At 38.7% G+C, this 23,340-nt stretch carries 22 protein-coding genes, 3 tRNA genes, 2 rRNA genes and 1 pseudogene (1 of these 28 only partly in view); 1 reads left to right on the top strand and 27 read right to left on the bottom strand.

Annotated elements, in window-relative coordinates; genetic code table 11:
• Positions 1 to 34: 34 nt before the first annotated feature.
• From rpmB to tig, 8 genes are all read right to left on the bottom strand, one after another.
• The gene (gene rpmB, locus STRINF_RS00250; RefSeq protein WP_006530992.1) at positions 35 to 223 is read right to left on the bottom strand and encodes a 50S ribosomal protein L28; all 189 of its coding nucleotides are present in this window, start codon (positions 221 to 223) and stop codon (positions 35 to 37) included.
• Between the two features lie 218 nt (positions 224 to 441).
• Positions 442 to 514: transfer RNA gene (locus tag STRINF_RS00255), tRNA-Thr, on the bottom strand.
• Positions 515 to 616: 102 nt separating this feature from the next.
• Positions 617 to 1,498 carry a class II fructose-bisphosphate aldolase gene (locus STRINF_RS00260; protein ID WP_006530993.1) on the bottom strand — a complete coding sequence of 294 codons (882 nt, stop codon included), beginning with the start codon at positions 1,496 to 1,498 and terminating at the stop codon, positions 617 to 619.
• 224 nt (positions 1,499 to 1,722) lie between these two features.
• Positions 1,723 to 1,808: transfer RNA gene (locus STRINF_RS00265), tRNA-Leu, on the bottom strand.
• A 59-nt stretch (positions 1,809 to 1,867) separates the two neighbouring features.
• The gene (locus tag STRINF_RS00270; protein WP_006530994.1) at positions 1,868 to 2,797 is read right to left on the bottom strand and encodes an alpha/beta hydrolase; all 930 of its coding nucleotides are present in this window, start codon (positions 2,795 to 2,797) and stop codon (positions 1,868 to 1,870) included.
• 117 nt (positions 2,798 to 2,914) lie between these two features.
• Complete coding sequence (locus STRINF_RS00275) at positions 2,915 to 4,519, bottom strand: CTP synthase (RefSeq protein ID WP_006530995.1); 1,605 nt, start codon at positions 4,517 to 4,519, stop codon at positions 2,915 to 2,917.
• 276 nt (positions 4,520 to 4,795) lie between these two features.
• Positions 4,796 to 5,368 carry a DNA-directed RNA polymerase subunit delta gene (gene rpoE / locus STRINF_RS00280; RefSeq protein WP_006530996.1) on the bottom strand — a complete coding sequence of 191 codons (573 nt, stop codon included), beginning with the start codon at positions 5,366 to 5,368 and terminating at the stop codon, positions 4,796 to 4,798.
• Positions 5,369 to 5,562: 194 nt separating this feature from the next.
• On the bottom strand, positions 5,563 to 6,846 hold the full coding sequence (gene tig / locus STRINF_RS00285) for a trigger factor (RefSeq protein WP_006530997.1): 1,284 nt from the start codon (positions 6,844 to 6,846) through the stop codon (positions 5,563 to 5,565).
• A 203-nt stretch (positions 6,847 to 7,049) separates the two neighbouring features.
• Here tig and STRINF_RS00290 point away from each other — a divergent pair, with 203 nt between their 5' ends.
• Positions 7,050 to 7,892 carry a mechanosensitive ion channel family protein gene (locus STRINF_RS00290; RefSeq protein ID WP_043878253.1) on the top strand — a complete coding sequence of 281 codons (843 nt, stop codon included), beginning with the start codon at positions 7,050 to 7,052 and terminating at the stop codon, positions 7,890 to 7,892.
• A 44-nt stretch (positions 7,893 to 7,936) separates the two neighbouring features.
• Here the strand turns inward: STRINF_RS00290 and STRINF_RS00295 are convergent, their stop codons facing one another.
• The 19 genes and pseudogenes from STRINF_RS00295 to STRINF_RS00385 form a co-directional block, all read right to left on the bottom strand.
• The gene (locus STRINF_RS00295; protein ID WP_006530999.1) at positions 7,937 to 8,500 is read right to left on the bottom strand and encodes a TIGR01440 family protein; all 564 of its coding nucleotides are present in this window, start codon (positions 8,498 to 8,500) and stop codon (positions 7,937 to 7,939) included.
• A gap of 24 nt (positions 8,501 to 8,524) precedes the next feature.
• Positions 8,525 to 8,995: an ECF transporter S component gene (locus STRINF_RS00300; protein WP_006531000.1), complete on the bottom strand. Its 471-nt coding sequence runs from the start codon at positions 8,993 to 8,995 to the stop codon at positions 8,525 to 8,527.
• Positions 8,982 to 9,749, bottom strand: coding sequence for a bifunctional hydroxymethylpyrimidine kinase/phosphomethylpyrimidine kinase (locus tag STRINF_RS00305; RefSeq protein WP_006531001.1), 768 nt, complete (start codon positions 9,747 to 9,749; stop codon positions 8,982 to 8,984). Before STRINF_RS00305 ends, STRINF_RS00300 begins: the two co-directional genes overlap by 14 nt.
• Complete coding sequence (truA, locus tag STRINF_RS00310; RefSeq protein ID WP_006531002.1) at positions 9,739 to 10,488, bottom strand: tRNA pseudouridine(38-40) synthase TruA; 750 nt, start codon at positions 10,486 to 10,488, stop codon at positions 9,739 to 9,741. The genes STRINF_RS00305 and truA overlap by 11 nt, the downstream gene beginning before the upstream one ends.
• Positions 10,489 to 10,605: 117 nt before the next feature.
• Positions 10,606 to 11,376, bottom strand: coding sequence for an alpha/beta fold hydrolase (locus STRINF_RS00315; RefSeq protein WP_006531003.1), 771 nt, complete (start codon positions 11,374 to 11,376; stop codon positions 10,606 to 10,608).
• A gap of 62 nt (positions 11,377 to 11,438) precedes the next feature.
• Positions 11,439 to 12,578, bottom strand: coding sequence for a molecular chaperone DnaJ (gene dnaJ, locus STRINF_RS00320; protein WP_006531004.1), 1,140 nt, complete (start codon positions 12,576 to 12,578; stop codon positions 11,439 to 11,441).
• Positions 12,579 to 12,682: 104 nt separating this feature from the next.
• Positions 12,683 to 13,297: pseudogene (locus STRINF_RS00325) on the bottom strand (DJ-1/PfpI family protein).
• A gap of 124 nt (positions 13,298 to 13,421) precedes the next feature.
• Entirely contained in the window at positions 13,422 to 15,254 is a 1,833-nt protein-coding gene (dnaK, locus tag STRINF_RS00330; RefSeq protein WP_006531007.1) for a molecular chaperone DnaK, read from the bottom strand.
• Between the two features lie 84 nt (positions 15,255 to 15,338).
• A complete protein-coding gene (gene grpE / locus STRINF_RS00335; RefSeq protein WP_006531008.1) occupies positions 15,339 to 15,878 on the bottom strand; it encodes a nucleotide exchange factor GrpE in 540 nt (179 codons plus the stop codon).
• Positions 15,879 to 15,923: 45 nt separating this feature from the next.
• Complete coding sequence (gene hrcA, locus STRINF_RS00340; protein WP_006531009.1) at positions 15,924 to 16,958, bottom strand: heat-inducible transcriptional repressor HrcA; 1,035 nt, start codon at positions 16,956 to 16,958, stop codon at positions 15,924 to 15,926.
• Positions 16,959 to 17,091: 133 nt separating this feature from the next.
• Positions 17,092 to 17,682 carry a glycoside hydrolase family 73 protein gene (locus tag STRINF_RS00345; protein ID WP_006531010.1) on the bottom strand — a complete coding sequence of 197 codons (591 nt, stop codon included), beginning with the start codon at positions 17,680 to 17,682 and terminating at the stop codon, positions 17,092 to 17,094.
• Positions 17,679 to 18,455, bottom strand: a complete 777-nt coding sequence (locus STRINF_RS00350; protein ID WP_006531011.1) for a M15 family metallopeptidase — start codon at positions 18,453 to 18,455, stop codon at positions 17,679 to 17,681. Before STRINF_RS00350 ends, STRINF_RS00345 begins: the two co-directional genes overlap by 4 nt.
• Positions 18,439 to 19,143, bottom strand: a complete 705-nt coding sequence (locus STRINF_RS00355) for a histidine phosphatase family protein (protein WP_006531012.1) — start codon at positions 19,141 to 19,143, stop codon at positions 18,439 to 18,441. The genes STRINF_RS00350 and STRINF_RS00355 overlap by 17 nt, the downstream gene beginning before the upstream one ends.
• Before the next feature lie 229 nt (positions 19,144 to 19,372).
• Positions 19,373 to 20,710, bottom strand: coding sequence for a PFL family protein (locus tag STRINF_RS00360; RefSeq protein ID WP_006531013.1), 1,338 nt, complete (start codon positions 20,708 to 20,710; stop codon positions 19,373 to 19,375).
• An 11-nt stretch (positions 20,711 to 20,721) separates the two neighbouring features.
• On the bottom strand, positions 20,722 to 20,988 hold the full coding sequence (locus STRINF_RS00365; protein ID WP_006531014.1) for an ACT domain-containing protein: 267 nt from the start codon (positions 20,986 to 20,988) through the stop codon (positions 20,722 to 20,724).
• Positions 20,989 to 21,180: 192 nt separating this feature from the next.
• A complete protein-coding gene (locus STRINF_RS00370) occupies positions 21,181 to 21,657 on the bottom strand; it encodes a sigma-70 RNA polymerase sigma factor region 4 domain-containing protein (protein ID WP_115283725.1) in 477 nt (158 codons plus the stop codon).
• Positions 21,658 to 21,800: 143 nt separating this feature from the next.
• Positions 21,801 to 21,874, bottom strand: a tRNA-Asn gene (locus STRINF_RS00375).
• A 5-nt stretch (positions 21,875 to 21,879) separates the two neighbouring features.
• Positions 21,880 to 21,995: ribosomal RNA gene (gene rrf, locus STRINF_RS00380) — 5S ribosomal RNA — on the bottom strand.
• An 85-nt stretch (positions 21,996 to 22,080) separates the two neighbouring features.
• Positions 22,081 to 23,340 (bottom strand): 23S ribosomal RNA (locus tag STRINF_RS00385) (it continues 1,641 nt past the right edge of the window).

Raw genomic sequence — 23,340 nt, forward strand, 5'->3', positions numbered from 1 at the left:
ACAAAACAAAGAAAAAAGCCTTTCGGCTTTTATTTTATACGCGTTCTACTTTACCAGATTTAAGCGCACGAGCTGATGCCCAAACTTTTTTAGGTTTTCCATTAACAAGAACAGTCACTTTTTGAAGATTTGGTTTAACTGCACGTTTTGTTTTGTTCATTGCATGTGAACGGTTGTTTCCTGATACAGTCTTACGACCTGTGAAATAACAAACTTTAGCCATTTTATCTACGTCCTCCTACTTAGATTATAGGTGCTTTACACCACATACCATAAAATAATATCATATTCAGCATGTTTTCGCAAGCTTTTTAGCAAATAATCAGCAAAAAATAATTACGAAAGCACGTATGATTTTCTATCCTCAAACTGATTTCTACTAAAAACTCTAAAAGATTTTGTAAACAAAAATCCTAATAACTATCAGGATTTAAAACTATTTGCCGATTGCAGGAATCGAACCTACGACCTACGCGTTACGAGTGCGTTGCTCTACCGACTGAGCTAAATCGGCTAACAAAGACATTATATCACTCAACTAAAATTTGTCAATTAAATAATAACGATTAACACAAAAAAACTCCCCAAATGGGAAGTTTTTCTAAACGAAGTTTGATTAAGCTTTGTTTGCTGAACCAAATACGTCGATACGTTCTTCAACAGCTTCTGTAATAGCCTCGAAACCTGGTTTCAAGAATTTACGTGGGTCGAAGAGTTTCTTCTTGTCGTATTCTGCTTCATTTGCTTCGTATTCAGCAACAAATTTACGTGTTGCGTTAGCAAATGCGATTTGACATTCTGTATTAACGTTAACTTTAGCAACACCAAGTTTGATAGCTTCTTGGATTTGATCATCAGGAATACCTGATCCACCGTGCAATACGATTGGGAAACCTGGTACAGCTTCTGTCAATTTTTGCAAGTGATTAAGGTCAAGACCTTCCCAGTTTTCTGGGTAAGGACCGTGGATGTTACCGATACCTGCAGCCAAGAAGTCAACACCAGTTGCAACCATAGCTTTAGCATCTTCGATTGGTGCCAATTCACCTTTACCGACGATACCGTCTTCTTCACCACCGATAGTACCAACTTCAGCTTCAACTGAGATACCTTTAGCATGTGCTTTAGCAACAACTTCTTTTGCTTTTTCAAGATTTTCTTCAATTGGAAGGTGTGAACCATCAAACATGATTGAAGTGTAACCAACTTCGATACACTCAAGAGCATCATCGTAGTGACCGTGGTCAAGGTGAATAGCAACTGGTACAGTGATACCCATTGATTCTACAAGGTTTTCAATGAGTGCTTTACAAAGTTTGTAACCACCCATGTATTTTGCAGCACCCATTGAAGTTTGGATAAGAATTGGAGCTTTTTTAGCTTCTGCCGCACGTAAAATTGCTTGAGTCCATTCAAGGTTGTTTGTGTTAAATCCACCAACTGCATATCCGTTATCACGGGCTGCTTTGACAAATTTTTCCGCTGAAACGATTGCCATTATATAGGCCTCCTATTTATTTTTTGGGATAAACCCTTTTACACGTACATTTTATCACAAATTTTATCAGATTACTAGCGTTACTTACAATTTGGTTAATTTTCTGTGAAAAAAGCAGTGTAAATAGGAAAGTATTTTTCAAGTATTCTCACTGCTTTCATTTTTATTTTCAATTAATGGATTTTTAGCACAAAAAAAGACAAGCACTCTCTGGCTTGTCACTCTGCGGAAAGAGGGACTTGAACCCTCACGATCTAAAGCGATCACAGGATCCTTAGTCCTGCGCGTCTGCCAATTCCGCCATTTCCGCTGTTCCTTAACAACATAAATAATTATATCAGCCATTCATAGTTCTGTCAACACTATTTTTCATTTTTTTGTCAAAAAAGCTGAAATTTTTTCAATGTATGTTTTAGGATCACTTTCAAAAGATTTGGCATGCGCTGCACCCTTAGCTATATAAAGGTCTTTCTCACTATTTGTTGCACGATAATTTTTATAAACCATACTTGTTGGAACGAACTTATCTTCGCTACCATGGATAAAAAGAATTGGGCGCGTATTGTTTTTTAATTGTTTCACACAGCTGGCTTGTCCATATGAGAAACCTGCTCGAACTTTTGATACTGCAGACACTTCATAAAGAATCGGGAAAGCAGGTAAGTTATACATAGCTTTAGCTTGATATTTTAATTCATCCCAAACACTACTATAACCGCAGTCTTCAACAATATTAACCACTTGTTTTGGTAATGTTTCTTCACCTGAAGCCATCATAACGGTAGCCCCACCCATAGAAACACCAAACAAGGTAATTTCGCTGTCTGAATTTTGTTCAACTAGCATCTCCGCCCATTTTATGACGTTTAAGCGGTCGTTCCAGCCATATCCAATGATTTGCCCTTCGCTGTCACCATGCGACATATTATCGGGCATAAGGACATTGTAGCCTAGCTCATGAAACATCCATGCATAAGGCTTCATATCTTCCTTATCGTTTGTAAACCCATGAACAACAATAACCGTTTTATTTGTTGCTGTTTCTGCAGGAACATACCAAGCATCTTGTTTTAAACCTTGGTTGGTCATCCAAAGCGTTTCTTTAGTCAGTTGGTCAAAACTCTGCTCATAGGCGTAGAGAGAATTGTCTTTTGAACGACCATTATTATTAATGAATGATTTTTCTTCACGAATTTGTGCTACATGGAAAAAATAAAAACTTGCTCCGACACTTACTACAAAAAGTAGAGCAATAATTCCCAATAAAATACGATGTTTTCTAATTCTAATTTTTCTCATGATCACTATTATACTATTTTTTTCTAAAAATAAAAGGGGTACAGATTCATTAGAATTGTATTATCAAAAAAACACCCCCAAGCTTTTAGCTTGAAGAGTGTTAATCTGTTTTAGTGATTATTTGCTATTTTCAATCGCTGCTGTCACAAAGGCTGTGTAAAGCTCTTCTGGACGGTTTGGACGACTTTGAAGTTCTGGGTGATATTGAGCAGCCACGAAGAATTTTTTCTCTGGCAATTCAACAACTTCCATCAAGCGATTATCTGGCGATACACCTGAGAAAACAAAACCTGCAGCTTCAAATTGTTCACGGAATTTAGTGTTAAATTCGTAACGGTGACGGTGACGACGTTGCACAACTTCTTGATTGTTGTAAGCTTGTGCTGCACGTGAACCTGGTTTTAATTTACATGGGTAAAGCCCAAGGCGAAGTGTTCCACCCATGTCTTCAATATCGATTTGGTCACGCATGATGTCGATGATTGGATATTTAGTCTCTGGATCAAGCTCAGCAGAGTTTGCACCTTCCATATTCAAGACGTGGCGAGCAAATTCCACACATGTCAATTGCATACCAAGACAGATACCTAACATTGGCACATCTTTTTCACGCGCATAACGAATAGCTTCGATTTTACCTTCTGTACCACGTTGACCGAATCCACCAGGAACGATGATACCATCAGCATCACCAAGCACTTCTTCAACGTTATCAGCAGTCAAGTCGTTAGCGTTAACCCATTTAAGGTCAATTGCTGCATCGTTAACGTAACCTGAGTGTTTAAGTGCTTCAATAACTGAAAGGTATGCATCTGGCAATTCAACATATTTACCAACAAGAGCAATTTTAGTTGATTTTTTAAGGTTCATGATCTTATCAACCATTGCTGACCATTCTGACATATCAGCTTTTGGCACATCAAGTTTTAAATGATCACAAACGATTTGGTCCATATTTTGAGCTTGCATGTTAAGTGGAATTTGGTAAATGTGATCCACATCAAGTGACTCAATTACAGCTTCTGGAGCTACGTCACAGAATTGTGCCAATTTATTTTTAATGCCTTGACCAGCTGGTTTTTCAGTACGGATAACCAACATGTTTGGTTGAATACCAAGCCCACGTAATTCTTTAACTGAGTGTTGTGTTGGTTTAGTTTTCATTTCACCAGCAGCTTTAAGGTATGGAAGAAGAGTTGTGTGGATGTACATAACGTTATCCGCACCAACATCAGCTTTCATTTGACGAAGAGCTTCAAGGAAAGGAAGACTTTCGATATCACCAACTGTACCACCAACTTCAGTGATGATAACATCAGAGTCAGTTGTTGTAGCAGCGCGTTTGATTTTTTCTTTCAAAGCGTCAGTGATGTGTGGAATAACTTGGACAGTTGCACCAAGGTATTCACCTTTACGTTCTTTACGAAGAACTTCGCTGTAGATTTTACCAGTTGTAACGTTTGAATATTTGTTAAGGTTGATATCGATGAAACGTTCGTAGTGACCAAGGTCAAGGTCAGTTTCCGCACCATCGTCTGTTACATAAACTTCACCGTGTTGATAAGGACTCATTGTACCTGGGTCAATGTTGATGTATGGGTCAAATTTTTGGATAGTCACTTTAAGACCACGATTTTTCAAAAGACGACCAAGACTTGCAGCAACGATTCCCTTACCGATAGAAGAAACAACACCACCAGTAACAAAAATATACTTAGTCATTAAATAAAACTCCTTTAAAATAAAAATGATAGCAAACGATAAGTGCTTGAAAATTGAAAGCGAAAGAATATCAAATAATTAGCAAATTTATTCGATAAATAAAAAAAGCAAATGGCCATTTACTTTTAGGAAAACAAAAATAGCTCCCTAAAAAGTTAGGGAGCTTTTCTCAGACCTCTAAAAAAGAGGTGCCCAAATAATACTATAAACTATCCTGAGACTTTTGTCAAATGATATGAATTAGTTTTTTAAATTAATTTTAGACACTTAAACTAATTATTCTTCGTCTAAATCGTCATCTTCATCATCTTCTTCGTTGATATCAACTTCTTCATCCAAATCATCATCTGGAATGATTTCGTTGATTTCTGAATCATATGACTCAACTTCGGATTTTTCATCATCTGGATTTTCTTCATCGTACTCTAAATCAGATGATTCAGGTGTGAAGTCTTCATCTTCTGGGTCATCATCTGAATAGTCAATAGCATCTTCATCACCATCCATAAAGGCATTTACACGTTTACGTTTACGTTTTGGTGCTCCATTTTCATCTTCTTCAAGTGTAATGATTTCTTCGTCGATTTCGTCGATAGCATACCATGAACGAAGTCCCCATTTGTTGTCGCCAAGTGGAATAAAGCTTCCATCAACGTTCAATGCCGAGTAAAAATATGGTAAAGCTTCACGAATTTCTGCGTCAGATTTTTCGAGGTAGTTTTGGATCTCATTTACAAGATCGCTGAAATACATTTCATGATCGCGTCCACGTTCTTCCAGAATAGCACGTGCAACTTCAATCATTGAAAGTTCGCTTTTTTCTTGTCCAGCAAATACTTCTAATTCCAAGGTAATTCTCCTTATTAATCTTAGGATGTGAGCAAACAGCCACAATAACCCTATTATCTTAATTTTCGTTATTCTCTATTTTACGCTAATTTTGTCAATTCGTCAAAAGATTTATAAGAATTTCTGAGAAAGGGCCTAAAAAGCCAAGTAATCTATAGATTACCTGACTTTATAACTATTTATCTAAGGATAAATTATTTTACTTTTGCAGTGCTTGTTACCACTTCAACAGCTTTCTTCATAGCGATATCGTGTTTAAGCATATCTGCTGAAAGAAGGTTACGAACTTGTTCAACTTCCATGTTGTATTCTGAAGCAAGGTCGTTGATTTCTTTTTCGATTTCTTCGTCAGAAGCTTCAAATCCTTCTGCTTTAGCGATAGCTTCGATAACAAGGTTAGTTTTAACACGTTTGTCAGCGTCAGCTTCGTATTGTTTGTGAAGGTCTTCTTCAGTTGTACCAGTTAATTGGAAGTACATTTCTGGAGAGATACCTTGACGTTGCATGTTACCCATGAATTCGTTCATAGCGCGGTGAACTTCGTCGTGAACCATTTCTTCTGGCAATTCAACGATTTCAGCATTTGCAACAGCCAATTCAAGAGCAGCACCTTCAACAGCATCGTCAAATGCGATTTCTTTAGCTGATTCAAGTTCTTTACGGTATTTAGCTTTCAATTCGTCAAGAGTTTCAACTTCTTCGTCGATGTCTTTAGCAAGTTCGTCGTCAAGAGCTGGAACTTCTTTAGCTTTAACTTCGTGTACAGTTGTAACGAATTTAGCATCTTTACCAGCAAGATCTTCAGCTTGGTATTGTTCTGGGAATGTTACGTTAACTTCTACAGTTTCACCAGCTTTAGCACCAACTAATTGGTCTTCGAAACCAGGGATGAATTGACCTGAACCAAGTTCAAGTGAGAAGTTTTCACCTTTACCACCGTCAAATTCAACACCGTCAACTGAACCTACAAAGTCGATAACAACTGTATCACCAAGTTCTGCTGCACCTTCTTTAACGATAAGTTCAGCAAGGTTGTTGCGTTCGCGTTCAACTTTTTCGTCAACTTCAGCGTCAGTTACTTCTTTAGAAGCTTCTACTGATACTTCAAGGTTTTTGTAGTCACCAAGTTTAACTTCTGGTTTTGTAACAACTTCAGCAGTCAAAGTCCATTCTTGACCTTTTTCCATTGATTGGATGTCAATTTTTGGTTGAGCAACAACATCAAGGCTAAGTTCTGCAACCGCTGCTTGGTAAGCTGCTGGAAGAAGTGCGTTCAATGCATCTTCGTAAAGTGCTTCTTCACCAAATTGTTGGTTAAATACGGCACGTGGCATGTGACCTTTACGGAAGCCAGGTGCGTTCAAATTTTTCTTAACTTTGTTGAATGCTTGATCAAGAGCTGGTTTGATTTTATCTTGACCGATTGTGAATGTAATCACGCCACGGTTAGTAGCTTTGTTTTCAAATGATACAGACATGAAGTCATTTCTCCTTAAAATTTTATATACAGTTTAGTTTAACATATTTCAGGCTTTTTTGTCAAAGAATAGTGTTATATCAATGGTTTTAGAGGCTAAGTTTTTTCTTATCATTTCAGCAGTTTTGCCTATTATTACTTTGTGTCAACAAATCAAATTAATAAAAACTTGCTTGCAAAGTATTTTTTTAATAAACTATGGGTATGAACATTATTTCAAAATATATCGAACAACTTCAGGTAGAAGAGATTGCTATTGATCTTATCTCAAAAACAATGTCTCTTATCCTGCTTCTTGTGCTTTTTCTCGTTGCTAAAAGGGTTGTTAATTTCATTTTCACACATGCTGTTGCAAAATCAATTGCACTCTCACGTCAAACTGAAGCACGTCAAAAAACCATCACGAAACTGCTCCACAATATTATGAATTACACCCTCTACTTTTTCTTTATCTACTGGGTGTTAAGCATTCTAGGTGTTCCTGTTTCAAGTCTTCTTGCAGGTGCTGGACTTGCTGGGGTTGCCCTTGGTCTTGGGGCACAAGGTTTCTTGACTGATGTCGTCAATGGTTTCTTCATCTTGCTTGAAAATCAATTCGAAGTCGGTGACTCAGTTGTTATCGGAGCTGTCGAAGGAAACATCTCAAGCGTTGGTATCCGTACAACACAAATTCGTGGTTTTGACGGAACCTTGCATTTCATTCCTAACCGTAATATCACTGTTGTTTCAAATAAATCTCGTGGTGATATGCGTGTTCAGATTGATATTCCAATCTACGCTCACACTGACCTTGAGAAAGTAGCCAATATCATCAAAACCGTTAACCAAGAACAATTACCAAATTTTCCTGAAATCGTTGGTAGTCCGACAATTCTTGGTCCACATACTAATAGCACTGCTCAACTTGTTTTCCGAATTGATATTTTCGTTCAAAACGGTAAACAAAGCTACATTTACTCAAACTTCTATCGCCTTTACCAAAAAGCCCTCTTGGAAAACGATATTCATTTGCCAACAATGTATGCTAATCCGATACTTTCTAAATAAGCAAAAAAGGTTGAAGTTCAGCACTTCAGCCTTTTTATAATTGTTTAAAATTTACGGATTGGGTCTACTGTGTAAGTCGCACGCGCACCACCGATAAGTTTTGGTCGGCTAGCAAGCGCTGTGACGTGGGCACCATCAAGTTCACGTTGAACTGGAATAAGAGGAACTTGAACGCGCTTGACATGCATACCGATAAAAGTGTCACCGATATCAAGCCCTGCATGCGCCACAATTTCTTCTACCTCAACCGGGTCGCTCATGAATTTAAAAGCAGCCACTTGACCACTACCACCAGCGTGTAGATTTGGAATAACATTGACGATTTCTAAATCTTTCTTTTCAGCTAATTCACGTTCGACTGTCAAAGCACGATTCAAATGTTCACATCCCTGAACAGCTAGATAAATACCGCGCTCATTAAGTTCATCGAGAATGGTTTTTACAATCACTTCACCAATTTCTGCGCTGCTATTTTTTCCAATCAAGCCACCTGCTACTTCGCTAGATGATAACCCAAGGACAAAAATTTGTCCTTTTTTAATGGCTGAGCGTTCCACAATATCAACAACAATTGCTCGTGTTTCTTTTGCTAATGCTTCTAAATCCATCTTATGCCTCCCTGGTTTACTAATCTATTTTTTGTTAATCCCTTTTCCAAACGATAGAAAAATCAAATAACCTGCAAACATGCCAAAAATATTTTGGAGTAAGTTTCCTGGAATACTAGCCCAAGCAGCACCCCAACCATATCCTAAAAGTAATGCCGCTAAGAAGTACCAAGCAACCATTGAAATACTTGCAAAAACTAATCCCAAAATACGTTTTTTCTCTGTCCAACCAGCAAAAAATCCTTGTGCACCGTGGGCAATCAAACTATGAAACATATACTGTGGATAGCCCAACAAAAGGTCAATCAAAAAACCTGATAAACCACCCACAACAGCTCCTGACTTAGACCCTAAATAGAAAGCTGTGAAATAAATCCCAACATCAAGAAGGGTTAAATAACCTGTTGGCGTTGGAATGTGTATATAGGCAAGCACAACGCAAAGCGCCGCCAAAACCGCCATTACCGTTAAATCGCGTGTCTTATTTTTCGTCATAATTTTGTTTCACTCCATATTTATCTGAATGGCGGATAGCTTGGTAAACAAACTCTTTTGATACCGCAACAGCTTCCTTAGCTGATTTTCCAAGGACCAATTGACTCGCAATACTTGACGCAAAGGTACAACCTGCACCAATATTATTGCTATCAAGCACAGCTGTTTCAAACACTTCATAATCTTTGCCATCATAAAAGACATCAATGGCTTGCTCTTTGCTCAATCGATTACCACCTTTGATGACCACATGTTTAGCACCCAAATCAACTAAACGTTTAGCAACTGCTTTCATATCGTCCAAAGTCTTGATAGTCATTTGGGTCAATAGCTCCGCTTCAACCAAATTAGGAGTAATAATCGTCACATAAGGGAAAAATTTCAAAAGCTCGTCACGCAGAGCTGAAACTTCCACATCATGTTTTTCTTTACAAACTAAAACCGGATCAAGTACAATCGGAATTTCTTTATGCTCTTTAACAAATTCAAGTGCCTTATCAGCCAGTCTAACATTAGGCAACAAACCTAATTTAATTCCTGAAAAAGGAACATCTTTTAAGCTGTTTAATTGATGATCAAACACCTCGTCATCTGTCGCAAAAACTTCAAAACCTTTGTCTGTCAAAGCTGTTAAACAAGTCACTGCTAAAAAGCCATGCAAATGATTAGTTGTGTAGGTTGCTAAATCAGCATAAAGCCCACCACCACTAAAAATATCATTGCCAGAAATTGCCAAAATGTACTTATTCGTCATAAATAATCTCCTTCAAATAAAGCCCATTACCTGCTGCCGTAGGTCCAGCCAAATCACGATTTTTAGACGCTAACACCGTCTTAATCTGACTAACTGGCATACGACCATTTCCAATTTTCAGTAAAGTCCCCACCATATTGCGGACTTGTTTATAAAGAAAACCATTTCCACTGAAGGTAAAGACAAAGAAACCAGTTTTTTCGTCAATGTCAACTGTTGCTCGTGTAATCGTGCGAACTTTATTTTCTACAGATGTTCCTGAAGCTGTAAATCCAGTAAAATCATGTGTCCCCACCAAATCCTTGATAGCTTCCTGCATTAAAGCCAAATCTAACGGATATGGGTAATGCGTCGCATAATGACGCATCATCGGATTCTTAGGACGACCAGAATCAACTAAAAATTCATAAGTTTTACTGTGTTTATTATAGCGAGAGTGAAAGTCATCACTGACTAATTCAACCTTCACCACGTCAATGTCTTCTGGGGATTGCGTGTCCAATCCAAAACGCAATTTCTCCACATCACGCGCCTGCGGCAAATCAAAGTGAACCACTTGCCCATAAGCATGAACCCCAGAATCTGTACGACCTGCACCGTGAACTTTAACAGGCTGACCACTATTTAGCCTCTGTAAGGTCTTTTCAAGTTCTTCCTGGACCGAACGCTCACTCGGTTGACGCTGAAAACCGGCAAAAAGCCTACCATCATATGAAATTGTTGCTTTATATCTTACCATGTGTGTATTTTATCATCTTCCTAGAGGACTTTCCAGAAAATTTAGAACAGACTGTCCCCGTACAGATTTTAACATAAAAACAGATATTGGAAAATGGACTCCAACCTCTGCATAGTATTAATCCTTCAAACCAGCCATAATTGCTTGAGCAAGCCCAGAAGGATTCTCCCAAGCCATCGAGTGCCCTGCATCCTCAACAACTCTCAAAGACACGCCTGCCTCTGCTAAACTTGTATAGTCATTATCTAGCAATGATTTTCTTCCAAAAATCACTGTTTTAGGTAAATTCAAATCATATAACATCTGGCGCCAAGATGTTTTTCCACCCTGAACAGCATTGACAGACATTCGATGAACTGCATAAGGTGACCACTGTGCCAAAGTTACTGCCCACATACTATTACCTGAATTTTTGCTTTCTGCTAATACTTTACAAAATCCGAAATCAATGAATTCTTTTTCTGAAAAGCTTGCAATTTCAAAACTCGAGCTTCCAAAAGTACTCGGATCTAAATTAGGTTCACTTAAAATTAAATGTTCAACTCTATCTAGACAAAGATTGGCTAATTCAATAGCAATTGGTCCACCTAAGCTATGCCAAAAAATCGTAAGATTTGTCAATTCTAATGATTCAACAAAAGATTTCAAATAAGCAGCATGAGAACTGACACGATAATCAAAGTCTTCCGGCTTATCACCGTAACCTGCTCCCAACAAATCAATAAGTATGCAACGATGATCTTTTAAACTCTCCTGAGAAACAACTTCTCCGTAGTCAAAAGACCCTGCACACCCTAAACCATGTATAAATAAAATTGGACTACTTTCACCTGGAAAATCTTGATAGCGCATATAAGCATTTTGGTCGTCAATAAAGTATTCTTTCATAATCTCCCCTTCTATAAAAAAAGAGACCGGAAAATAGATTCCAATCTCTTTTTAGTTTTCAATTATTCACCATCAAAGGCGTCTTTAACTTTGTCGAAGAAACCTTTTTTCTTAGGATTTCCAACTTTGTCGCCACCTGCTTGCGCAAATTGTTTAAGAGCTTTAACTTGTGCATCGTTAAGTTTTGTTGGTGTCACAATATTAACCGTAACGTGTTGGTCACCTTGACCACCACCATGCAATTTAGGAGCACCTTTACCACGGAGTCGGAAAGTCTTACCAGTTTGAGTACCAGCTGGAATTGTCATTTCAACATCACCATGGACAGTTGGTACTTCGACAGTGTCACCAAGAGCTGCTTGAACAAAGCTGATATTCATTGTGTAGTAAATTGTTGACCCATTACGTTCAAATTTATTACTTGGTAAAACATTGATGATAACAAAGAGGTCACCATAAGGACCGCCGTTAAAGCCAGCCTCACCTTGTCCTTGCAAGCGAATTTGTTGACCAGTTTCAACACCAGCCGGAATTTTAACAGACACTTTGTGTGTTTTCTTTTCGTGTCCTGTTCCATGACATGTGTGACATGGTTCTTTGATTTCTTTACCTTTACCGTGACAGACATCACATGTCACTTGACGACGCATCATACCAAGTGGTGTTTGTGTATCAACATTAATCACACCTGAACCATGACAACGGCTACATGTTACGGGACTAGTTCCTGGTTTTGCACCTGAGCCATGACAAGTTGAACATGTTGATTCTCGGTTGTAAACTACTTCTTTTTCAACACCAAAGACAGCTTCTTCAAATGTCAAATTGACACGGTATTGAAGGTCATCACCTTGACGAGGTGCGTTTGGATTACGCATTCCGCCGCCTCCGCCAAAGAAGCTTGAGAAGATATCTTCAAATCCACCGAAGCCAGCTCCATCAAAACCACCAAAGCCGCCAGCTCCGCCACCGAAGCCACCGTTGGCACCAGCAGGACCATATTGGTCATAAGCTGCACGTTTTTGTTCATCACCTAAAGTTTCATAGGCTTCTTGAATTTCCTTATATTTTTCTTCTGCACCAGGTTCTTTATTAATATCTGGGTGATACTTTTTAGACAATTTGCGGTAAGCTTTTTTAATTTCAGCTTGCGAAGCGTCTTTAGAAACACCCAAACGATCGTAAAATTCTGTATTGTTCATATTAAATACCTTAATTATTTCTTATTCTGACAAAATTTAGCACTTTAAAATCAGTCATAGGGCAATGTTGAAATGCTGCTATAAATTTGGATTCTTGAAACTCATCAAATATGTTCAAAGCAAGACTTAATTTCTGCAAAATCTTCGTCTGACATATTGAAAATCAAATTTTCTGAGGGCTTATCAACCAATTCTACATCATCACACAATCCTAAATTAGCTAATATTTTCTTAGCAAGTTCCTGATGTGCGAAACCAATAGCTGTAACAATGTTTTTATCCTGATGAATCGCCTTTGGAATGAAATTTTCTCTAGAAAGAAAGTCAAAATACCCGAAGAAATTTTGCCATATACCACCAGTAAAAGTAGTATTCTCCAATAATCCAGCCTTCGATAATAGAATCGGCGCTGACGATATAGCCGCAACTAGTATCGATTTTCCTTTTAGTTGTTTTAAAAACTGAATCAAAGTATTATCTTTCAACGCAGAAGTAAAATCTGACATTCTTGGTAAAATAACACACGAATAATCATCTAGATTAACTTCATCAAATGTCTTTGTCGCCTGACAAATCAAACCATCTTAAGAAATCACACTTTCTTTGTTAGAAGAAATATAATCGACTTTAATACCATATTGCAATACTAAACTACTGGTCAAATCAACTATTTCATACAATGAAAAGTTCGGGTAAATCACACAAGCAACTTTTTTCATTCTGAACTCCAAATTAATCAGCATTCTACCCAAAAGCAGAGGCTGGGTTGCAACCTCTGCATTAGATTTATATTTTCAACATACTGAGTTTCAAACCCAATGTAAATCTGTCTAGAAGACTCAATTATTTTTCAGTGAATTCACCGTCAACAACGTCATCACCATTGTTGTTTGATGAATCAGCTGATTGAGCACCTTCAGCACCTTGTGCTGCTTGTTGAGCTGCAGCAGCTTGTTCGTACATTTTAACAGCAAGTGCTTGAGCTTTTTCGTTAAGAGCTTCAAGTTTAGCTTTCATATCTTCAAGATTGTTAGCTTCTTGAGCAGCTTTCAATTCATCAAGAGCAGCTTGAGCAGCATCACGTTCTGTATCGAAACCTTTACCTTCAGTTTCTTTGATTGTTTTTTCTGTTGCAAAGATAGCTTGGTCAACTTCGTTACGAAGATCAACTTCTTCTTTACGTTTAGCATCAGCCTCTGCGTTAGCTTCTGCATCTTTCATCATTTTTTCAATTTCTTCATCAGTCAAACCTGAGTTAGATTGGATAACGATGTGTTGTTCTTTTTGAGTACCAAGGTCTTTAGCTTTAACAGATACGATACCGTTTTTATCAATATCAAATGTTACTTCGATTTGAGGGATACCACGAGGTGCAGCTGGGATATCAGTCAATTGGAAACGACCAAGAGTTTTGTTATCAGCAGCCATTGGACGTTCACCTTGAAGAACATGGATATCTACAGCTGGTTGGTTATCAGCAGCTGTTGAGAAGACTTGTGATTTAGAAGTTGGGATAGTAGTGTTACGGTCGATAAGTTTTGTAAATACACCACCCATAGTTTCGATACCAAGTGACAATGGAGTAACGTCAAGAAGTACGACGTCTTTAACATCACCAGTGATAACACCACCTTGGATAGCAGCACCCATAGCAACTACTTCATCAGGGTTAACTGATTTGTTTGGTTCTTTGCCAGTTTCAGCTTTAACAGCTTCTACAACGGCAGGGATACGAGTTGAACCACCGACAAGGATAACTTCGTCGATTTCAGAGATTGAAAGACCTGCATCTGAAAGAGCTTGACGAACTGGAGTTTTAGTACGTTCAACAAGGTCACGAGTCAAATCATCGAATTTAGCACGTGAAAGGCTTGTTTCCAAGTGAAGAGGTCCAGCAGCTCCTGCAGTGATGAATGGAAGTGAGATTTGTGTTTGAGTAACACCTGAAAGATCTTTTTTAGCTTTTTCAGCAGCATCTTTCAAACGTTGAAGGGCCATTTTATCTTGGCTAAGGTCAATTCCGTTTTCGTTCTTGAAGTCAGCAACTAACCAATCAATAATTTTTTGGTCGAAGTCGTCACCACCAAGTTTGTTATCACCTGCTGTAGCAAGTACGTCAAAGACACCATCCCCAAGTTCAAGGATAGATACGTCGAATGTACCACCACCAAGGTCAAATACCAAGATTTTTTCATCTTTATCAGTTTTATCAAGACCGTAAGCAAGTGCAGCTGCAGTTGGTTCGTTAACGATACGTTCTACTTCAAGGCCAGCGATTTTACCAGCGTCTTTAGTTGCTTGACGTTGAGCATCGTTGAAGTATGCAGGAACTGTGATAACAGCTTTTGTTACTTTTTCACCAAGGTAATCTTCAGCGTAACCTTTAAGGTATTGAAGAATCATTGCTGAGATTTCTTGTGGAGTGTATTCTTTACCGTTTGCAGATACTTTTTCAGAAGTACCCATTTTAGATTTGATAGAGATAACTGTATCTGGGTTTGTCACTGCTTGACGTTTTGCAGCATCACCAACGATGATTTCACCGTTTTTGAATGAAACAACTGATGGAGTTGTACGGTTACCTTCTGGATTTGCGATAATTTTTGAGTCAGTTCCTTCAAGAACTGCAACAGCTGAGTTTGTTGTACCTAAGTCAATACCAATAATTTTAGACATGTTCTACCCCTCTTTTTTATATGAATTTATCTTTTTTATGCTTTCTGTTATAGTTTAATGACATTGCGGTCAGGTCATTTGCATTTAGTTGTAAACAACAACCATTGCAGGACGCAACAAGCGTTCATGAAGTTTATAACCTTTTTGAAGAACTTGTGCAATGCTATCCACTGGATGTTCATCATCCGCTGGAAGTGTTTGAACTGCCATGTGCAAGTTGTGGTCAAAGTTTTCAACAACCACTTCTTCAACACCTTCTTCATTAAGTGCACGAACTAGGCTATCGCGTGTCATTTCAAGACCTTTTTTTACATCGTCAGTCAAACCCTCAACAGCAAGAGCTCGTTCCAAGTTATCTAAACTTGGCAAGATTGCTTTAGCTAAATCTTGTGAACGATATTTTTGCAATTGTTGACGTTCTTCGTTAGCACGACGTTGAATATTTTTCATTTCAGCATGAGCACGAAGGTATTTATTTTCAAAATCTTCAGCACGCTCAAGTGCTTTTTGTAATTCTTCATTTTGAGCATCTTCTTGAGGCTGCTCTTCTACTTTTTCTTCAGTCACAACATCAGTGGCTTCAACTTCTTCTTGAAGTTCTTCGTTTTTAATTTCTTCTGACACTGTGTCCCTCCCTATCTTTTTATCAATTTAATTCAATTACTAAACTTAGTTGACCTCGTAGTGATTACTATTAAGATATCGGTAGTAATCACCAAGTTTCATCGCTAAAACTCGCCCGATAACATTAACCAAGCTAACGCTTCGGCGATAATCCATATCAATGGGACCAATCAAGCTAAGGAGCCCAAATCCACGATAAGGAATCAGAAACTTATGTGTTAAAACAGTCACATTTGCTAAAGCTGGCTCTGGACTATCTGCAACCTGAACATTGGCAATTTCATCTTCTTTCATTGAAGAGCGAAGCGCAACCGCCACTCGTTGGTCATTATCCAAGAAACGGTAAGTTTCCAAATCAGCATAATCAAGCGAATTAACTTTACCAGCTACAAAAACCAATTCTCTGAACAATTCTGCAAAAATATAATCAAACAAATCCAAAACATTATCTGTCACTGTGAAATACTTTTGCAAAACCTGTGGAATTTCTGTTCGTAACTTATAATGGATATCCATCACCGTGCGACCAAGCAAACGTTCATCAACGATTTCTTTCAAAGTCACCAAATCTTTCAACATAAAGCTTTTCGGAATGGCGAACTGAATGGTTGCTGGTTTAGATTCATCCAAAGTTAAAACAGCTAAAGCGTCATGACTTGATAGTTGAACAATATCAAAGGCAGTTAATTTCTGGCGGGCTGGTTCAACATCCAAAATCACTGATGTATAACCAGTCATATCAGCCAAGACTTGACTTGCCTTTTGTAAAATATCATCAAGCTTAAAAGCTTCAAAATCAAAAGCCTTAACCACTTGGTAAATATCACGTTCATCGATACTATCAAGACTCAATGAATGCTCAACAAAGTACTTAAATCCAGCAGCACTTGGCATCCGTCCACTAGACGTGTGAGCTTTCTCAAGCAACCCTAGCTTTTCAAGTTTAGCCATGTCATTACGAATGGTAGCACTACTTGAATCGATAGTTGCTTGCAAAGTTTTAGAGCCAATAGGTTCATGCATCTGTGTAAACAATTCAACGATTAAATTCAGAATTTCACTTTGACGTTGTGTAATCATAACCTCGCCCTTTCAACTTTTAGCACTCATTTACCTCGACTGCTAATTTATAATTCTATTATACTCCTCTAAAAATCAGTGTCAAGGAAAAAGCATAAAAAATTAGCACTCTTTTTACTAGAGTGCTAATTTTTTATTTATCATATGTTGTTAAGTCATTTTCTTCAATAATAGCAATCAATTTACTCGCATAATTTGGGTCTGAACTAAAGCCAATATCTTGCAGTGCTTGTGCTGGTTTCTTGTACCCTTTGTTAGAAACCATAACGTCATAAGCTCCTTCGCTATTACGAATTTTACCTGATTTCAGCAAATCAAAATAATCGTAAATAGCATCATCCCAAGATTTATAAACAGCAAATTGGCCAATTTCAGTTTGCCACTCATTGACAAAATAACGTTTGTATTTCAAAGTCACAGGTTTATTTCCTGGCTGCGCTAAAACAGCAAAGAGATTATGATATTTTACAGCTAGCAAATTTTGACCATTATCAGATTCTAACGCTGCTTGTGCCATTACCAATGACGGACGCACGCCATAAGCTTTTGCCACTTCTTGAACCGTTGGTGCAATATCAGCAAAAAATTCCGACTTATTATAGGAAACTTTTTCTGTTTTATTTGCACTAGGTGTTGCTCGGTGAGCATATAGCGGTGAAAAAATACCTAGAACCAAAACAGCCAAAAATACAAGAAATTGAACAAAAGAGAATCGAGATTTCATCGTTTATTCTCCTTCAACAAAGCAATGTATTCTTCAAGGCTAAGATTATTATCAGTCATGTATTTTGCTGATTCTTTACCAACATAACGGAAGTGCCAATCTTCATAATCAACACCTGTTGACTCACTTTTTCCTTTTGGAAAACGAAGAACAAATCCATATTCAGGTGCAATAGCTTTTACTTTTTCCACAACATCAACATCACTTTGATTGAGGTAATTAACAGTACTTATATCCATGGCTAAACCAGTTTGGTGTTCACTAGCCCCAGCCGGTTGTGAATACGTCTTAACCAACTCTTCTGCCGCAGACTGTGTCAAACTTGGGTCAGCAGCCATTTCCTGCGATACATATGAATTAAACAATTCTTCCTGATACGCAACGCTTCGGTAACCAGAAATCAAGTGTTCACTAGTGTCAATAGCTTGCGCTGCAGCCAAGAAATTACGAGCATCATCAGCAATACGTGAATCAACCGTAATATTATCAATCTGCGTCAAATCCGGATTCATTTCTGGCGTGATGTGGTCACGATTTACCAAGACCAATTGCCAATCTTTGGTTGAAACATCAGGTAAATTCGCTACTTTTTTCTTAGCAGCTACTGAAGGGGACTTAGCTGATGAACTTTGACTCACCGAAGTAGAAGCATTTCTTGCATTTCCCTTTAACGTCAATCGATTTCCTTGAACGAAAACAAAAATTCCAACAATAAAAATGATAATAACTAATAACCCTAATATTAAGGTTGGTAAACTACGCTTTTTTCTCATCTTTTCTTTCTTCTAATAATTGTCTACCTTTGAGACGATAACTAACATCTCCAATCGATTCAATAATAAATTTGCCATTCTCAAAACTAACAACTGTTACACTACCATTATCTAGTCCAAGACCTCTTGGTGTTGTAGGGTCAATTAACCACAAAAATGTACCAATAGTCATACCATGACTCACTACAATGGCATTGCCGCCGCCTGATGCTTCAATCTTTTTAGCAATAGCAGTAAAGCCTTCTAAAATCCGACTACTTAGCTCTTCCCAAGTTTCAGCCCAACCAGCAGTATCAACTTTGTAAATGCCCTTGGCTAATTCTTCGTAAGACAGCTTTGTTATATCCTTATCAAAAACTCGAGGAAGAACACCGTTGAAGAGCTCACCGTCATATCCTCCATCTAGACTACCAAAGCACCACTCACGAATACGTTTATCACGCGTGTAAGGAATATCCTCTTGCTGACATTCTCGCAATATAATTTCCATTGTTTGCAAAGTCCGCCCACTATCACTTGAAAAAGCTTCCTTAAATGTCAAACCCGCAGCCTTTAAGCCAACACCAAGTTCCTGAATACCACGTTCACCCTCAGCAGTCAACGGAGTATCACTCCAACCCTGTGCACGACCGATTGTGTTAAACATTGTCTTACCATGACGAGCAATATACAACCTTGTTTTTACCATTGGCTTCCTCCTATAAACTAGAAACAAATAGAAATAGTGATAACAAAATAAATAGTAATTTAAGACTTTAATGCCACTTTATTATAACATATTTTTCGCTTTGCTCCTTCGTCCAAAACACAATCTTAATTAGGAAAAAGACAAGTTTTTAAAGAAGGATTTCAAACAAAAATCTAGGGCAAAAATTACTTTCACCCTAGATATTTTATGATTAAAAATGATTAACAGATTAGTTTTTAAAGCTATGGACAGGCGCAGGAATTTGACCTCCACGGTGAATGAAATCAGCGGACGAATTATGGTTAACACGCATCACTGGTGCAGCACCAAGAAGTCCACCAAATTCAATCATATCGCCTTCTTTACCTTTAGGAATGATACGAACAGCTGTAGTTTTTTGATTAATAACACCAATAGCAGCTTCATCAGCAATCATAGCAGCAATTGTTTCGTGCGGAGTATCCTCAGGAATAGCAATCATATCCAAACCAACTGAACAGATAGCTGTCATAGCTTCAAGTTTTTCTAAATTAAGAGAACCATTTTGAACAGCAGCAATCATTCCTTCATCTTCAGAAACTGGAATGAAAGCACCTGATAGACCACCGACTTGGTTACAAGCCATGATTCCACCTTTTTTAACTTGGTCATTCAAAAGCGCAAGTGCAGCAGTTGTACCGTGAGTACCAACTGCTTCAAGTCCCATTTCTTCAAGAACACGAGCGACAGAATCCCCAACAGCTGGTGTAGGAGCAAGTGAAAGGTCAACAATACCAAATTTAACCCCTAAACGTTCACTAGCCATTTGACCAACTAATTGACCGATACGAGTAATTTTGAAGGCTGTTTTCTTAACAGTTTCTGCAACAACATCGAAGCTTTCACCGCGAACTTTTTCAAGAGCACGTTTGACAACACCAGGACCAGAAACACCGACATTAATGACAACATCCGCTTCACCAACACCATGGAAAGCACCAGCCATGAAAGGATTATCCTCAACCGCATTGGCAAACACAACTAATTTCGCAGCGCCTAAATCAGACAATTGAGCAGTTTCTTTAATCACACGTCCCATGTCAGCAACGGCAGTCATATTGATACCAGATTTTGTTGAACCAATATTTACTGATGAACATACTTTTTCAGTCTCAGCAAGTGCACGAGGAATTGAATTAATCAAAATTTCATCGCCTTTTTGGTAACCTTTTTGAACCAGTGCAGAAAAACCACCGATGAAATCAATACCAATTTCATGTGCAGCTTTATCTAAAGCATGTGCAAGTGGAAGATAATCTGTCGCATCAGTTGCAGCACCGATGATTGAAATTGGTGTCACAGACACACGTTTATTGACAATAGGAATACCAAGCTCAGCAGCAATTTCATCTCCAACTTCAACAAGAGAACCAGCTTTTTCGACTACTTTTTTATAAATTTTATCAGCAGCTTTGTTAATATCAGGATCGATACAATCAAGAAGAGAAATCCCCATAGTAATAGTACGAACATCGAAATTTTGCTCTTCAATCATTGCAATTGTTTCAGTAACTTGTCTAATATCCACAGCTAGCCTCCTTAAATATTGTACATAGCGTCAAAAATCGTTGCGCTTTGAATGTTAATTTTGACGTTAAGCGTGTCCCCATAAGCTTCAAATTCAGAGCGTAATTTTGTGAAATCTTGTTTTTCATCAGATGAAACAACAGCCATCATTGTGAAAAAATCATCCAAAACAGTTTGAGAAATATCATCAATATTCAAACCAAACTCAGCAATTTTTGCTGAAACACCTGCTACAATACCTGCTTTATCTTTTCCGACAACAGTAATAATTGCTTTCATGAGAAGCCTCCAAAACTAATATTTGTTCAATTTTACCACAATTTTCTGAAAAATTCCATTTAATTAGCAAAATAATTCGTTTTTAGCGAATCATTTTTGATTATTTAGGACAAATATTCATGTTTTCAACTAAAAACAAAGCCTTCTTCCGGGCAGAAGAGTAAGAAAAGACCAGAGGATTCTGGTCTTTTCTTATGGTCTAAAATCTGAGAAATACAGTTCAATGCTTTTTAAAAAGGCTTTCTTCCCTTCAAAACGTTCCCCACGAATCACTTTTTCCAACTTTAGTCGGTCTTCTCTTCCCAATGTTCTTCGTAAACAAGCTAAGCTATCCTGATAAGCCACGTAATCTTCGACTTCAAAGAAAAATACCTGGGGCACACAGTGACTAATATCACTAATTTCTTCATAAGGCATGCGATTAAATTTCCGTTTAAAGGATTCCTGATGGCGGATAATATCTTTAACATGGTTAGAAAATTTTGTTTTAAAGTAGCTATAGCATTTGCCTTCATTATTTAAGAGGTCTGGATGCTCCTCTAAGAGTTGAAAGAAAACAATTCGACCTTCTTGAATCCAATCTTCATAATCCCAAAGTTTGACAAAATAATGACGGCGTAATTTTAAAATAATTGGTTTAACCGTTTGAAAATAGCGTTCAAAATCCACTGTTTCTATCTCCTTTTCCCTTTTTATTGTTAAGGTACCCTTATTATAGAAAGGATTAGGGAAAAGAAACATGACAAAAATGTCCAAATTGATGCACAAAAAAAGCAACTCATCTGAGTTGCTCTCCGTCTACCGCTTTTAAACTCCGCCAGTAGGACTCGAACCTACGACATCATGATTAACAGTCATGCGCTACTACCAACTGAGCTATGGCGGATAAATGCTAAGCGACTACCATATCTAACAGGGGGCAACCCCCAACTACATCAGGCGTGCTAGGGCTTAACTTCTGTGTTCGGCATGGGAACAGGTGTATCTCCTAGGCTATCGTCACTTAACTATGATTGATTATCCAATCAAAATTGAATACCTATATATTCTAACAAGAAACCGACTCGCTGTCAATATTGACTCGTTTCTTTTTTGGATAAGTCCTCGAGCTATTAGTATTAGTCCGCTACATGTGTCACCACACTTACACTTCTAACCTATCTACCTGATCATCTCTCAGGGCTCTTACTGATATAAAATCATGGGAAATCTCATCTTGAGGTGGGCTTCACACTTAGATGCTTTCAGCGTTTATCCCTTCCCTACATAGCTACCCAGCGATGCCTTTGGCAAGACAACTGGTACACCAGCGGTAAGTCCACTCTGGTCCTCTCGTACTAGGAGCAGATCCTCTCAAATTTCCTACGCCCGCGACGGATAGGGACCGAACTGTCTCACGACGTTCTGAACCCAGCTCGCGTGCCGCTTTAATGGGCGAACAGCCCAACCCTTGGGACCGACTACAGCCCCAGGATGCGACGAGCCGACATCGAGGTGCCAAACCTCCCCGTCGATGTGAACTCTTGGGGGAGATAAGCCTGTTATCCCCAGGGTAGCTTTTATCCGTTGAGCGATGGCCCTTCCATGCGGAACCACCGGATCACTAAGCCCGACTTTCGTCCCTGCTCGAGTTGTAGCTCTCGCAGTCAAGCTCCCTTATACCTTTACACTCTGCGAATGATTTCCAACCATTCTGAGGGAACCTTTGGGCGCCTCCGTTACCTTTTAGGAGGCGACCGCCCCAGTCAAACTGCCCGTCAGACACTGTCTCCGATAGGGATAACCTATCTAGGTTAGAGTAGCCATAACACAAGGGTAGTATCCCAACAACGCCTCCACCGAAACTAGCGTCCCGATTTCATAGGCTCCTACCTATCCTGTACATGTGGTACAGATACTCAATATCAAACTGCAGTAAAGCTCCATGGGGTCTTTCCGTCCTGTCGCGGGTAACCTGCATCTTCACAGGTACTAAAATTTCACCGAGTCTCTCGTTGAGACAGTGCCCAAATCATTACGCCTTTCGTGCGGGTCGGAACTTACCCGACAAGGAATTTCGCTACCTTAGGACCGTTATAGTTACGGCCGCCGTTTACTGGGGCTTCAATTCACACCTTCGCTAATGCTAAGCGCTCCTCTTAACCTTCCAGCACCGGGCAGGCGTCACCCCCTATACATCATCTTACGATTTAGCAGAGAGCTGTGTTTTTGATAAACAGTTGCTTGGGCCTATTCACTGCGGCTGACTTAAAGCCAGCGCCCCTTCTCCCGAAGTTACGGGGCCATTTTGCCGAGTTCCTTAACGAGAGTTCTCTCGCTCACCTGAGGCTACTCGCCTCGACTACCTGTGTC

It is taken from the genome of Streptococcus infantarius subsp. infantarius ATCC BAA-102 (genome assembly GCF_000154985.1).
Classification (GTDB): Bacteria; Bacillota; Bacilli; order Lactobacillales; family Streptococcaceae; genus Streptococcus; species Streptococcus infantarius.